Here is a 13365-nt window from a genome sequence, read left to right as displayed (position 1 = left end):
CGAACACGTGCCGGCCGCGCCCCGGGGCCGCTCCGCCGTGGGCCGGGCCGAGGTGCCCCCGCTCGCGCCCACCCGGCCGGACGGGACCTACATCGGCCGGTCGTGGGACGACCTGCCCGACGGGCGGCCCGGTCGGCAGGACGCGTGGCACGGCCAACCGGACGGCCCCGACGCGCGTCGGTACGGCGACGAGTCGTACCGCCGCCCGCCCGCCGAGCCGCGCCGGCCGGACGACCGGCCGTGGCCGCCCCGGCAGGAGCCGCCGCACCGCAACGACCGGGGTCAGTTCGACGCCCCCGGCCGGCCCGTCGACTCCCCCCGACAGCGCGACCACGCCGGTCCCGACCGCTACGACAGCCGCACCCCCCGGTACGAGCCAGCCGGGCGGGACCGTCCCGTCTCCCCCGCCGGCCGACCCGCTCCGGGCTGGCTCCCGGAGCCCGACGAGGACGCGCCGCCCCGCCGCCCCGCGGCGTACGAGCGTCCGGACACCGGCTACGACCGCCGGCCGGACGTGGGCCACGACCACCGACCCGGGCGCGTCCACGACCGTCCGGTCGCGTCCGGCCACGACCGCCGGGCGGAGACCGTCGACGACCGCCAGTCGGACGCTGACGGGCGCCGCTACCAGTGGGCGGCCCCTGCCCCGGAGCCCCGCCCCTCCGACGGGCAGCGGGAGCGTCCAGTCGACAGCCAGCGTGAGCGTCCAGTGGACGGTCAGCGGGAGCGTCCTTCTGATGGGCAGCGGGAGCGTCCTTCCGGCTCTCAGTGGGGGCGTTCGGCCGCCGCGCAGCCGGAGCGCTCCGTCGGCTCGCAGTGGGACCGTGGCCCCGGCGGACGGGGCCGCGAGGCCGGCGTACCCGCCGACGGGTGGCCGCGCCCCGACCGGGCACCCGCCGGGCAGCAGGCGCCTCCGGACGGCCAGCGGCGGCAGCCGGAGCCGGACGAGCGCTGGCGGGCGCACGAGGCGGCGCGTGCCGAGACGTACCCGGAGCGGGGACCGCGCGGGGTCGCCCGGCCCGACGCCCCTCGCCAGGCCGAGGCGTACCGGGGACACCCGCAGCAGGACGGCGGCCTGCCCTGGCCACCGCCCGGCCCCCTGCGCCCCGGTCCCGACCGGGACGCGGCGCGGCGCGCCGAACCCCGCCCCGAGCACCGGCGACCGGCCGACCGCCCCCAGGACGCCGCGACCCCGCCGCTCCCGCCCGGGTACGACCAACGGCCGCAATCCCCCACCCACGGTGCCCCGGCGACGTCCGGGCCGCAGGCCCCCGGACCGGCGGGCTTCCGGGCCCCGGCCGCGGACGTTCCGTCCCCGGGCCGCCCCGTCTCCCCCGCGCCGGCCCGCGACCTGCCACGCTCCGACCGGCCCGACCCGGCCGCACCGGTCCACGGTCGGCCGGTGTCGCCCGCCGGGTCCCCGTCCGGGCCTGTCTCGCCTGCCGGTCCGGTCTCACCCGCCGTGCCCCTCTCCGGCCGGACGTCGCCGGCGGGTCCCGCCCCGGCCCCGGTGTCGCCGGCGGGCCCGACCATCAACCGCCCGGTCTCGCCGGCGGGCCCGGACGTCCGCCACCCGGTATCGCCGGCAGGCCCGGAATTCCGCCGCCCCGTATCGCCGGCAGGCCCGACCATCAGCCACCCGGTATCGCCGGCAGGTCCGGACGTCCGCCACCCGGTATCGCCGGCAGGTCCGACCGTCGGCCGCCCGGTGTCGCCGGCAGGCCCGGTGGATCAGGTGGTCGGGCGGCCGTTGCCGCCAGCGGGTCCGGCCACCGGCCACACGCCCCGCCCGGCCCCGGAGGACGACGCCACGCCGATCTCGGCGCCTCCCACCGCCCGACCGCCCCTGGAGTTCCTGCCGGCACCGGAGGCGACCGCCAGCAGGGTGTCCGGTCCGGCCCGCCAGGCGACCGCCGACGCGGCCCGGCAGGCGACCACCAGCGCGGTGCCCGGTCCGGCCCGCCAGGCGACCGCCAGCACGGTGCCCGGTCCGGCCCCGGCACACTCAGGACCGGCCCGGCCGGACGCACCGACGCCGCACCCGGGCACCGGGCACGGCGAGGCCCGGTCCGTGACCCAGCCCCCGGCCCCCACGCCGTCCGGGCAGCCGTCCGCCACCCGTCCGACCGCACCGCACCGTTCGCCGGAAGACCCGGGAGCCGCGGGCACGGCCAGGCAGGACATCCCGGCACCGCAGGCGCCCATCGCGCCCGACAGGCCCAGGCGGTACGTCCCCCCACCGCCGAGCGGCCCGCCCACGCCGGCCGCCCCGCCGCCTCCCCAGGCACCCACCCCGAGCGGACCGGACGCCTGGTTCCGACCGTCCCGGCCCGTGGCACCTGCCCCGGTCACGCCGGACGGGGCTCGGCCCTCCGGCCAGGCTGACCCGCCCCAGACCGCCACGCCGCCCCCGACCGCCGCTCCGCCCCTGGCTGGCACGGCGACTCCGAGTGGCCCGGCGACGCAGAGCGGCCCGACGCGAAACGGCGTGCCGGCGCAGAGCGGCACGGCGGCACCGAACGGCACGGCGGCACCGAGCGGCACGGCCGCATCGAGTGGCGCGGCCGCATCGAGTGGCGCGGCGGTATCCAGCGAGGCACCAGCCCCGAGCGGTACGGCACCAAACGGCACGGCACCAAACGGCACGGTGGCTGCAAGCGGCGTGTCGAGTCCCCACAGCGTGTCAGGCGTGGACGCCGTGCCGAACCGGGGCCTCGACGGGTGGATCCCGAATCCTCCCGACGGCGGTGTCGCCTCGCCCGAACCTGCCACCTCGTCGTCAGCGAGATCCACGTCACCGTCTCACGACCACCCTGAACTGCCGACCGAGGTAGCCCCGGCGGAATCGGCCCCGGCCTCGCCGGCCGTCCCTCCGGCATCCGGCCAAAGGGTCGTACCGGCCACAGCGCCGGCACCGCCCGCGTCCTCCCTTTCCGAGCAGGTGTCCGGTCCGCCCGCTGGGCTGGCATCGCCCGCGCCGGTACACGGTTCGCCCGCTGAGCCGGCGCCTTCCGCGCCCGACCCGGTGTCCGACCCGGCCCCCGCGCCTGCCTCGACGTCCCCTGCGCCTGCCGTCCCAACGCCGCCAACCGTCCAGGAACCGACGTCGGCGAACCCGACGCCGGTCGCGGTCCCGCCGGAGCAGCCGGTCTCCGCAGCACCCGCACCGTCCACGCCGCCCGCGCCCGCACCGTCCACACCGCCCGTCTCCGCACTGCCCACGCCCGCACCGTCCACACTGCCTGTCTCCGCACCGCCCGCGCCCGCACCGTCCACACTGCCTGTCTCCGCACCGCCCGCGCCCGCACCGTCCGCGCCGCTGGTGCGGAAGAACTCCGCAGCGTCCGTCTCCGCGCCTCCCGGGCAGACCAACTCCGCGTCGCCCGCGCCGCACCCGGGCTCCGCAACTCCTGCCCGGCCCGTGTCGGCACCACCGTCCGGCCCGCAGGTTGCGGCGCCGGTCGTACGACCGATGCCGGAAGCACCGACGGCGGCAGCCCAGGCACAGCCGGCCGGGCCCGATCCCGTTGTGGCGAATGGAACCGCCCCGGAGGCAGCAGCACAGTACGAACCAGCGCCGCTGCCCCACCCGAGCCCGGCGGACGCAGCGGCCCCGCGCGTGGACGGGCACGCCACCACTCCCACGCTCGAACCGGTCGAGCGGATGCCGACCGACCCGGCTTCGTCCACCGGTGGAACACCATGGTTGTCACCGAAGGCTTTTGACACCCATGGTGTTCCACCCACCGCGGCCGATCCGCGTCCCGTGTCCGCTCCGCCCGTCGGCGCTGCGACAACGGTGTCCACACCGCCGGTCTCCCCCGCCGCCGGCCCTCCGGCCGAGCCCACGGAGGTCTCCCGGGTCGGTTCGGTCGTCGGGCCGACGGCTGGGACGAGTGAGTCGGGCCCGGCCGCACCGGCCCCGCGTCCCCTCTCCGCGCCACCGGCCCAGCCCATCGATTCGCCACCGGCCCAGCAGGTCTCCGCTCCGCCAGCCCAGCCCATCGCCGCCCCGCCGGCACCGCCTGTTTCCGGGCCACCCGTCGCGTCAGATCCGTACGGGCCTGCGCAGGACGCGTCCGCCACTGCCGCGCCACAGGCCGACGCGGTCTCGGCCTCGCCGGGCGAGCCGGTCTCCGCTCCACCCGCCGCGTCGGCGCCGCCCCCGCCCGTCGTCCCTGGCGCGTCGTCGCAGGCACCCCAGCCTGTCTCCGCACCCGCCGCAGACCTCGTGCCGGCCCGGCCCGTTTCCGCGCCGCCGACCGCCTCGGCACCGCCCACGGACGCCTCGCCGGTACCGCCCGCCGCCGAGCCGTCGACGCAGCCGGTGTCCGTGCCGCCTGCGGAACGGACCTCCGCGCCCCGCGCCGCCGAGCCAGCCATCGCCGCGACGAACACCACCGAACCCCACGCCGTCGAACCAGACTTCACCGAGCCGCGGGCCACCAGAGCGAGCACCACCGAGCCACGGACCACCCGGCCGAGCACCGCCGAACCACCGGCCACCGAATCGAGCACCACCGAACCACGGACCACCCAACCGAACACGGCCGGACCACGGGCCGACGGACCACGGGCCGACGGACCACGGGACGCAGACGTGGGCAGCGGCGGAACACGGGCCGCCGGGATGCCCGTCGGGGCGCGGGACGCCGGGCACCAGAGCGCGGCGCAGGGCGATCCGGAGCAGGTGCTGGCGAGCTACCGGTGGCGGCTCGATCCGGCCACCCTGCGGGAGATCGTGGCGGAGCCGGACGAGTTCCGGACGATCCGGCGGCGGCTGACCGAGAAGCTGGGCGCGGCCGTGGACAACAAGTCGCGCGCCCGGCTGCTCAGCCTGCGGGCGGTGGTGTCCCGGATTCTCGGCGAACTGGACGACGCCCTGGCGGACGGTCGGCTCGCGCTCACCTACGCCGAGGCAACCGGGGAGCTGCGGCGTACGGCGGTGGCCCAGGCTCGACTGGCGCACGTGTTGCGCTGGCGCGGCGAGTTCGTCGAGGCCGACCGGCTCTTCGCCGAGGCGAACTCCACGGAGTTGCCACAGCGGCTGCGCGCGGTGCTGCACGAGCACGCCGGGCGGTCCTGCTACGACCAGGGTCGGCTGATGGAGGCCTGTCACCACTTCGAGCGCGCCCTGGACCTGCGTGGCACCGAGGACCCCGAGTTGCAGGCCCGGATCCGGCTGAGCCTGGACGCGGTGGCGGAGCGGGTCGCGGAGACGGGCTTCGGGCCGTACCCGCGCAGCCGCGAGGAGGTGCTGGAGCGTGACCGGCCCCCGATGCCGGCCCGCGACGGCGACCTGTGGGGTTTCTCCGACCCGGACGGCGACCTGGTCATCGCGGCCGAGTACGCGGAGGCGCAGCCGTTCCGCGACGGGCTGGCCTGGGTGCGGCGCCCCGAGACCGAGCGGTGGTCGCTCATCGACCGCGCCGGCGCCACGGTGCTCGAACCGTCGTACCCGGTGGTCCGCTCGTTCTCCGACGGGCTGGCCTGGGTGTCCGACGGCGGCGACGCCGGCTGGGTGGCGATCGACGCCACCGGCGAGGTGGTCGTGCCGCACGGCTTCGCGGACGTACGCCCGTTCCAACGCGGCGTGGCCGTGGTCCGCCGCGACGGCTGGGGTGCGGTCGACCGCAACGGCCGGATCGTGGTGCCCACCCGGCACCACGGGTTCGCCACCGTCCTGGCCGACGGCCGGTACGTCGACGGCTTCACCGAGGAGGGGCTGGCCGTGGTGGAGGTGGCCGGCCGGCGCGGCGTGGTGAACCGGGCCGGGAAGGTGCTGGTGGCGCCCAGCTATCCGGCGCTGGTCGTCCACCCGGTCGCGTTCCTGGTCGGCGACGGCACGGGCCGCTGGGGCGCGCTCGACCGGCGGGGCGAGCCGCTCATCGAGCCGGTGCACCGCGACCGCGACGAGGTCGTGGCCGAGATCGAGCGGCTGCTCGTCGACACCAGCCCCGTGCTCTGAGCGACACGGGGGCCCGCCACGAAGGGTGGGCATGATCGGAACGGGCTAGGGTCGACTCATGGAATTCCGTCACCTGGGCCGTTCCGGCCTGATGGTCAGCGAGATCTCGTACGGTAACTGGATCACCCACGGCTCGCAGGTCGAGGAGGACGCGGCGTTCGCCTGCGTCCGGGCCGCCCTGGACGCCGGCATCACCACCTTCGACACGGCCGACGTGTACGCGGGCACCCGCGCCGAGGACGTGCTGGGCCGCGCGCTGGAGGGCGAGCGGCGCGAGGGGCTGGAGATCTTCACCAAGGTGTACTGGCCCACCGGGCCGGGCCGCAACGACCGGGGCCTGTCCCGCAAGCACATCATGGAGTCGATCAACGGCTCGCTGCGCCGGCTGCGCACCGACTACGTGGACCTCTACCAGGCCCACCGGTACGACCACAGCACGCCGCTGGAGGAGACGATGGAGGCGTTCGCCGACGTCGTGCACTCCGGCAAGGCGCTCTACATCGGCGTCTCCGAGTGGAAGGCGTCGGAGATCCGGGCGGCCCACCAGCTCGCCCGTGAGCTGCACATCCCGCTGGTCTCCAACCAGCCGCAGTACTCGATGCTCTGGCGGGTCATCGAGTCCGAGGTCGTCCCCACCAGCGAGGAGCTGGGCATCGGGCAGATCGTCTGGTCGCCGATCGCGCAGGGCGTCCTGTCCGGCAAGTACCTGCCGGGCCAGCCGCCGCCGGCCGGCTCCCGGGCCACCGACGAGAAGTCGGGCGCGGGCTTCATCTCCCGGTTCATGACCGACGAGGTCCTGACCCGGGTGCAGCGGCTCAAGCCGCTGGCCGAGCAGGCCGGGCTGAGCATGGCGCAGCTCGCCGTCGCCTGGGTGTTGCAGAACCCGAACGTCTCCTCGGCGATCGTCGGCGCCTCCCGCCCGGAGCAGGTGCACGACAACGTCAAGGCGGCCGGCGTGAAGCTCGACGCCGAGCTGCTCAAGGCGATCGACGAGATCGTCGACCCGATCGTCGAGCGCGACCCGGCAAAGACCGAGAGCCCGGCCGAGCGTCCTTGAGGCCGTGTCGGGTCGGCGCGGCCTACGCGCCGGCCCGGCGCCCCTCGGAGGGGTACGCGGCACGCCGGGGAACCGCCGGACGGCGGTTCCCCGGCGTCGTCAGCCCCGCCGGCGGTGCGCGCCGGCCAGCCCCGCCGGGCGGGTGGTCAGCCCTGCCAGAAGCGGATCAGGTCCAGGCCGAGGGCGTAGAGCCACGGGGGCAGGCCGAGGAAGTCGCCGACGGCGAAGACCGCGTCGAAGAACCAGCCGCCGATCCGAGGGTTCCACAGCAGCGCGAACAGCAGGATGAAGCCGAACGGGGCGAACAGGTCGTACATCCGGCGCCACTGCGGGTTCAGCCACGGCTGGATCATGTTGCCGCCGTCCAGGCCGGGCACCGGGAGCAGGTTGAGCACGCTCGCGGTGAGCTGGAGGAACGCCAGCAGCGCCACGGCCGCCCAGAACTCGACGGGCCCGCCGCCGACCGCCCCGAGGCGTACGGCGAGCACCAGCACCAGCGTGAACAGCACGTTGGTGGCCGGGCCGGCCAGGCTGACCAGGGTGTGCCGCAGCCGCCCCGGGATGGCGTGCCGGTCCACCCACACCGCCCCGCCGGGCAGGCCGATGCCGCCGAGCAGCACGACCACCACGGGCAGCGCGATCGACAGCAGCGGGTGGCTGTACTTCAGCGGGTTGAGCGTCAGGTAGCCCCGGTGGGCGACGCTGCGGTCGCCGGCCCGGTAGGCGACGACGGCGTGGGCGTACTCGTGCAGACAGAGCGAGACCAGCCAGCCGGACACGACGAAGAGGAACACGTCGAGCCGGACGTTGCCGAACCCGTTCCAGGTGAGCACCCCGCTGGTCACGAAGAGCGCGACCAGGGCGAGGAAGACGGGGCTGGGCCGGAACGCCGCCCGGGGCACGCCGAGCACCAACGGCTCGTCCCCCGGGCGGTCGCCGGCCATCACTCCGCCGGAGGCAGCAGGCTCATGCGGTAGTCCACCCGGTCATCCTCCACGAGCGCGACCGAGGTGACGCCGGACGCCGCGAGCTCCCGCCAGGCCTGACCGATCCAGGACTCGGCGTCCGCCTGGCTGCTGAACGACTCCGCCGGACCCTCGACCGACTCGCCGTTCGCGCCCTCGTACCGCCAGCTCCACGCCATGCCGCGTCTCCCCTCGCCGCTGATGTCCCGTGGGACGAACCCCCGCCAGCGTAGTCGGCCGGGCGCGGGGCGGCCCGACATCCGTACGCCGGGCGGGCGGCGCAGGGTTCCCGGGCCCCTGTCCGGGTATGGGCCTTCCGACGCGCGACGGGGCGGTCGCCGACCGCCGACGGGCCTGGAGGAGGCGACGATGGACGAACCGCTGCACGACAAGGACACCGAGGTGCTGCGGGCGATGGCGGTGCGCGGCGGCATCGTGGGGGCCGCGCACATGGAACGGGAGGACCTGCTGGACGCCCTCGTCGCCCGCCCCGGGGAGGGCGCCTGGCAGGAGGACCCGAAGCCGGCGGCGGTCAACCCCAACGACTTCCAGTACCAGACGCCCCGGTAGCCCGCCGCCGGGCGGCCAGCCCCGCTCCGCCGGGCCGGTACGGTGTCGCGGTGCTTACTCGGGGAGTGGTGCTCAGCGACCGGTACCGGCTGGACGACCGGGTGGCGATCGGCGGCATGGGCGCGGTCTGGCGGTGCACCGACCTCATGCTGGAACGTACGGTGGCGGTGAAGGCGCTGCTGCCGGCGTTGAGCGCGGATCCCGAGTTCACGGCCCGGTTCCGGGCGGAGGCGCGGATGCTGGCGGCGCTGCGCCACCCGGGCGTGGTCGCCGTGCACGACGTCGGCCGGTCCGTCCTCGACGACGGCAGCCAGGTCGACTACCTGGTGATGGAGTACGTCGACGGCCAGCCGCTGAGTTCCTGGCTGCGGCGCGCGGGGCGGCTCGACCCGGCGTCGACCATGTCGGTGGTGGCGCAGGCCGCCGGGGCGCTGCACACCGCCCACCTCGCCGGCATCGTGCACCGGGACGTCAAGCCGGGAAACCTACTGGTGAAGGCCGACGGCCGGGTGGTGCTGGTCGACTTCGGCATCGCCCGCTCCGGCACCACGGCGGGCATCACCGCCGCCAACGTGATGCTCGGTACCGCCTCGTACATGTCGCCGGAGCAGGCCGCGAACCAGCCGGTCTCCCCGGCGACGGACGTCTACGCGCTCGGCGCGGTGGCGTACTTCTGCCTGACCGGCCAGCCGCCGTTCGACGGGGACAACCCGCTCCAGGTGGCGTTGCGGCACCTCCAGGAGGAGCCGCCGCCGCTGCCGCCCGACATCCCGGCGGCGGTGGCCGCGCTGGTGCGGCGGGCGATGGCGAAGCGCCCCGGCGACCGGTTCGGCGACGCGGCGACGCTGGCCGACGCCGCGGCCGAGGCCCGCGACGCGACCCTGGCCGTGGTCCCGACGTCCGCCCGTCCGCCGTGGGCCGTCGCCGGCCCGACCTCGGCGGCGCCCGCCGCCGCGCAACCGGAGCAGGGCAGTACCCCGGCGGCCGGTGACGCCGTCGCGCCGGCCCCCGCCGGGCCGGTCGCCCCGCCGGATCCGTGGGCGCCGCTGCCGCCCGTCGCCGCCCGGCCGCACCCGGGACCGGCGACGGAAAGCGACGCCCGGGGACCGGTCCCGCCCACCCGGGAGGACCCGGTCGAGCCGCGGCCGGCACGGCGGCGCCGCGCCGCCCTGCTCGGCGCGACGGCCACCGGGCTCGTCGTGCTGGTCGGGGTGGCCGCGCTCGCCCTGGCCCCCGACGACGGCCCGGCCGGCGGAGACGTCCCGGCGGCGCTGACCGGCGGGTCCGCGGCGGCGGGCCCGTCCGGCGCGGCGGCCGACGACGGTACGGGCCGGTTGCGCGTCGAGCCCACGCCGGGTGCCACGCGCGCGACGGCGTCGCCGGCGGCGTCCCGCAGTCCGTCGGCGTCGCCGCCCGGGCGCTCCCCGGTCCCGACGGCGGGCGGCGGCGAGCCGACCGCGACCGCTCCCGGCGGACCCGGCCCCGGACCGACGACCGGCCAGCCGGCGAAGCCGAACCCGTACACGCCGGTCGAGGCGTGCGGCAGCGGGTACCGGGTGATCGACTCGGCCCCGCTGACCGCCTCGGGCAGCCGGAAGGGCAGGGTCTACCTGCTCTACCACGCCGGCAGCGGCAACAACTGCGTGGTCACGATGAAGGAGACCGCAGTGGGCACGGCGACGGCCGCCTCGGCGTGGCTGGAGGTGCGGGGCCGGGCCCGCAGCACCGACAGCGGGTCGTTCTCGTACTACGCGGGGCCGGTGCGGGCCAGGGCCGCCGGGGTGTGCGTGAAGTGGGGCGGGTCCACCGGCGGGGCCAGCTACGGCAGCGGTTTCGAGCACTGCGGCTGAGCGCGGCCCGGGGGTGCCCCTGCCCGTGGCGGTGACCGGCCGGCCGCCGCGGGGGTCCGGGCCGGTCGTACCCCGCACCTCCGGGGGGCCGCGCGCGGGCGCTGGCTCTAAAGTACGGGCATGTCCGTTGACGGGTGGAACACGGTCCTGGTGCTCGGCGGTATCCGGTCCGGAAAGTCCGAGTTCGCCGAGTCCCTGGTCGCCGACGCGCCGACGGTCCGCTACGTGGCCACGGCCGCCGACGCGCCCGCCGACGACGCGGAGTGGGCGGCCCGGCTGGCGGCGCACCGCGAGCGCCGACCGGAGACCTGGACCACCGAGGAGACCACGGCCGACCCGCGCCGCCTCGCGGACGTGCTCGCCTCCGCCGGGCCCAACGAGACGCTGCTCGTCGACGACCTCGGCGGCTGGGTGACCGTGCTGCTCGACCCGGCGCACCAGCCGGCGGACGACACCGCCACCATCGCCGAGCTGGCGGCGGCGGTGCGCTCCTGCGCGGCCCGGCTGGTGCTGGTCAGCCCCGAGGTCGGGCTCTCCCTGGTGCCCACCACCCCGCTCGGGCGGGCCTTCACCGACGCGCTGGGCGCGGCCAACCGGGCGGTCGCCGACGCCTGCGACGCGGTCGTCCTCGTGGTCGCCGGCCAGGCCGCCTGGCTCAAGCCGGGCGCCCCGCACCCGGCCACCGTGCCCGCGCAGGCCGGCCCCGCGCAGGCCGGCCCCGCGCAGGCCGGCCCCGCGCAGGCCGGCCCCGCGCAGGCCGGTGCCCCGGGCGTTCCCGGCGGCGCTAGCGGGTCGGTGGCCGCGTCGGGGCACTCCCCGGACGTGTTCACCCCCACGCCGCCGGCCGCCCCGGACGCGGTGCCCGGCGCCGAGCCGACCGGCACCGCCTGGGCCGCCCCGACCATGGCGCTGCCGATGGTCGCCACGGGCCTGGTCATCCAGCCCGGCATGGAACTGCCCATGCCCGACGAGTACGCCGGCCCGCAGGCGGTCGAGCGGCTCGCCACCCTGGACGTGCCCGGGTCGGGGCTGGGCGTGCTGGAGCGGGCCGTCGGGTTCGCCGCCGCCACCCAGGGCACCGTCACCCCGACCCCGTGGGGCCGGGTGCGGGTGCTGCTGCTGCACGGCGACCACCTCGGCGACGCCGCCGCCGGCACCGTGGAGGGCGAGTCGGCGCGCCGCGCCCGGCAGGCCCGCGCCGGGCAGGGGGCACTGGCCCGGCTGGCCGCCGAGAGCGGCGCCGAACTCCAGGTGGTGGAGGTCCCGGCGTCCGCGCCGATGGAGACCGAGCCCACGCTGACCGGCGAGCAGGTCGAGGTCGCCCTGCGCTACGGCTGGCGGCTCGCCGAGGAGGCCGCCGACGCGGGCGTACGACTGCTGGTGCTCGGGGCGTGCGGCGCCGGCACCGAGGCCGCCGCGGCGGCGGTGCTGGTCGCGACGGCGGGCGCCGAGGCACCGGCGGTGCTCAGGCGGGTCGTCACCGACTCGGGCGAGATCGACGACGCGGCCTGGATGCGGCGGTGCGCGGCGGTACGGGACGCGCTGCACCGCACCCGGAACTCGCCGCGCAGCGCCAAGGACGTGCTGGCCGAACTGGGCGGCGGGGACATCGCCGTGGCCACCGGCGTGCTGCTCGGCGCCACCGCCCGCCGGCTGCCGGTGATGCTCGACGGTCCGGTCGGGGTGGCCGCCGCCATGGTCACCCGCGACCTGGCCGGGCAGGCCCGGCACTGGTGCCTGCTGGCCGACCACGGCGGGCACCCCGCCGTGCAACTCGGCGCCGACGTGCTCGGCCTGACCCCGCTGCTCGACCTGCGGCTCGACCTGGGCGAGGGCGCGAACGCGCTGGCCGCGCTGCCGCTGCTGCGCTCGGTGCTGGCGCTGGCCGCCGCGCTGCCGGCCCACCCGTCGCTCGGCGGCGGCGAGGACGACGAGCCGGACACCGCGCCGGACACCGACGAGCCCGACTTCCGCGAGCCGGAGCCCGCCGGCCCCGGACCGACCAGCACCGAACCCGACTTCCGCGAGCCGGAACCCGCCAGCCCCGGACCGACCAGCACCGAGGCCGTCCTCCGCGAGCCCGGCGGCGCCGGACCGGACACGGAGGCGGTGGACCCGTCCGGCCGGCGTGCCGGCTGAGTCGCGGCTCGCCGACGGGGCGCGGCTGGCGCTGACCACCTTCACCACCCTGCCGGTCCGCGCCGGCCGCGTCGACCGGTCGGTGGCGGGCACGGCGATGGCGCTCGCCCCGGCGGTCGGCGCGCTGCTCGGCGTCGTCCTCGCCGGCGTCCTGCTGCTCCCCGGTGCGCTCGCGCCCCCGCTGGTGGCGGCGGCGGTGACCGTCGGCGCCGGGGCGCTGCTCACCCGGGGGCTGCACCTCGACGGGCTGGCCGACACCGTGGACGCGCTGGGGTCGTACCGGCGCGGGGACGCCGCGCTGGAGATCATGAAGAAGCCGGACGTGGGGCCGTTCGGGGTGGTCGCGCTGGTGGTCGTACTCCTGGTGCAGGCGGCGGCCCTCGCGGAGCTGGCGGGACGGTCCTGGCCGGTGGCGCTCGCGGCGGTGGTCACGGCGACCGCCGCGGGCCGGCTCGGGGTGGCGGTGGCCTGCCGGCGCGGGGTGCCGGCCGCCCGCCCGGAAGGGCTCGGCGCGCTGGTCGCGGGCACCGTCGGGCCGGTCGCCCTGGCCGCCGGGGCGGTCGCCGTCGCGCTGCCGGCGCTCGCGGCCGTGCCGGGCCGCCCGTGGCAGGGGCCGCTCGCCGTCGCCGTGGCCCTCGCCGTCGCGGTGGGGCTGCTGCGACACGTGGTACGCCGGCTCGGCGGCGTCACCGGCGACGTGCTCGGCGCGACCGTGGAGGTCGTCACCACGCTGGTCTACCTGGGAGTGGTGCTGTCCGGCTGAACGGGGCGCACCGCGCCGGGTAGCGTTCTCCCACGACAGCACCGGCGCGGCCA

At 77.4% G+C, this 13365-nt stretch carries 8 protein-coding genes and 1 pseudogene; 6 read left to right on the top strand and 3 right to left on the bottom strand.

The features are described from left to right. Positions 1 to 1731 precede the first annotated feature (1731 nt). A complete protein-coding gene (locus tag EV374_RS15995; RefSeq protein ID WP_132236117.1) occupies positions 1732 to 1980 on the bottom strand; it encodes a hypothetical protein in 249 nt (82 codons plus the stop codon). Between the two features lie 1684 nt (positions 1981 to 3664). On the opposite strand from EV374_RS15995, the gene EV374_RS15990 reads away from it, so the two are divergent. Further along, on the top strand, positions 3665 to 5968 hold the full coding sequence (locus EV374_RS15990; RefSeq protein WP_132236475.1) for a WG repeat-containing protein: 2304 nt from the start codon (positions 3665 to 3667) through the stop codon (positions 5966 to 5968). Positions 5969 to 6026: 58 nt separating this feature from the next. Continuing rightward, positions 6027 to 7025, top strand: coding sequence for an aldo/keto reductase family protein (locus EV374_RS15985; protein WP_132236115.1), 999 nt, complete (start codon positions 6027 to 6029; stop codon positions 7023 to 7025). 146 nt (positions 7026 to 7171) lie between these two features. Here the strand turns inward: EV374_RS15985 and EV374_RS15980 are convergent, their stop codons facing one another. Both EV374_RS15980 and EV374_RS15975 read right to left on the bottom strand, forming a co-directional pair. Continuing rightward, positions 7172 to 7969: a site-2 protease family protein gene (locus EV374_RS15980; RefSeq protein WP_132236113.1), complete on the bottom strand. Its 798-nt coding sequence runs from the start codon at positions 7967 to 7969 to the stop codon at positions 7172 to 7174. Further along, entirely contained in the window at positions 7969 to 8169 is a 201-nt protein-coding gene (locus EV374_RS15975) for a hypothetical protein (RefSeq protein WP_132236111.1), read from the bottom strand. Before EV374_RS15975 ends, EV374_RS15980 begins: the two co-directional genes overlap by 1 nt. Positions 8170 to 8359: 190 nt before the next feature. Between EV374_RS15975 and EV374_RS15970 the strand changes: the two genes are divergently transcribed. The 4 genes and pseudogenes from EV374_RS15970 (at position 8360) to cobS (ending at position 13312) form a co-directional block, all read left to right on the top strand. Further along, positions 8360 to 8560 (top strand): hypothetical protein, encoded by a 201-nt coding sequence (locus tag EV374_RS15970; protein ID WP_132236109.1) that lies wholly within the window; start codon positions 8360 to 8362, stop codon positions 8558 to 8560. Positions 8561 to 8610: 50 nt separating this feature from the next. Beyond that, positions 8611 to 9522, top strand: a pseudogene (locus EV374_RS33460) (serine/threonine-protein kinase); the annotation flags it as partial. A 1008-nt stretch (positions 9523 to 10530) separates the two neighbouring features. Continuing rightward, the gene (locus EV374_RS15960) at positions 10531 to 12549 is read left to right on the top strand and encodes a bifunctional adenosylcobinamide kinase/adenosylcobinamide-phosphate guanylyltransferase (protein ID WP_132236105.1); all 2019 of its coding nucleotides are present in this window, start codon (positions 10531 to 10533) and stop codon (positions 12547 to 12549) included. Beyond that, positions 12539 to 13312, top strand: a complete 774-nt coding sequence (gene cobS / locus EV374_RS15955) for an adenosylcobinamide-GDP ribazoletransferase (protein ID WP_132236103.1) — start codon at positions 12539 to 12541, stop codon at positions 13310 to 13312. The genes EV374_RS15960 and cobS overlap by 11 nt, the downstream gene beginning before the upstream one ends. Positions 13313 to 13365: the final 53 nt, after the last annotated feature.

Source organism: Micromonospora sp. CNZ303, assembly GCF_004345505.1.
This window is presented reverse-complemented; position numbering and strand designations above follow the sequence as displayed.